A 691-nucleotide genomic window follows, 5' to 3' on the forward strand; every position below is an offset into this window, starting at 1 on the left:
CAAAGGCGCCCTCCAGCCGCATCAGCGCGCCATGGGCCGCCTCCACCGGGGTCTTGCCGCTGTCGAGCAGGTGGCAGACCAGCATGGCCACGGTTTCGGTATCGGTGTCGCTTTCCGGCTGCAGCCCGGCCTCGGCCAGTTCGGCGCGCAGGTCGCGGAAATTCTCGATGATGCCGTTATGCACCACCGAGACCCGGCCAGCGCGATGCGGATGGGCGTTGCGCGTGGTGGGCGCGCCATGGGTGGCCCAGCGGGTGTGGCCGATCCCCGCCTTGCCCGCCAGCGGCTCGTGCACCAGCAGATCCGACAGGTTGACCAGCTTGCCCACGGCGCNAGCGCGATGCGGATGGGCGTTGCGCGTGGTGGGCGCGCCATGGGTGGCCCAGCGGGTGTGGCCGATCCCCGCCTTGCCCGCCAGCGGCTCGTGCACCAGCAGATCCGACAGGTTGACCAGCTTGCCCACGGCGCGGCGGCGGTCGAGCCGCCCGCCATTCACCGTGGCGATGCCCGCGCTGTCATAGCCGCGATATTCCAGCCGCCTCAGCGCCTCGACCAGCATGGGCGCAACCTCGTGATCGCCCAGAACGCCAATGATCCCACACATACCGCTTACTCCTTGCCCTGTGCCGCCTTTTTCGCCCGCAGCATGTCGCGCAGCCGCGTGGCGAAGCCCGGCTTCGTCACCTGTCTT

The 691-nt window shown here is 69.6% G+C and carries 1 protein-coding gene; it reads right to left on the reverse strand.

Annotation, left to right across the window (positions count from 1 at the left end; genetic code table 11):
* Positions 1-604, reverse strand: a 604-nt coding sequence (locus VK682_RS27285) for a class II glutamine amidotransferase (protein ID WP_324783003.1), incomplete at its 3' end; no start/stop codon positions are given.
* Between the last annotated feature and the right edge of the window lie 87 nt (positions 605-691).

This window comes from Salipiger marinus, from assembly GCF_035481585.1.
GTDB lineage: Bacteria > Pseudomonadota > Alphaproteobacteria > Rhodobacterales > Rhodobacteraceae > Salipiger > Salipiger marinus.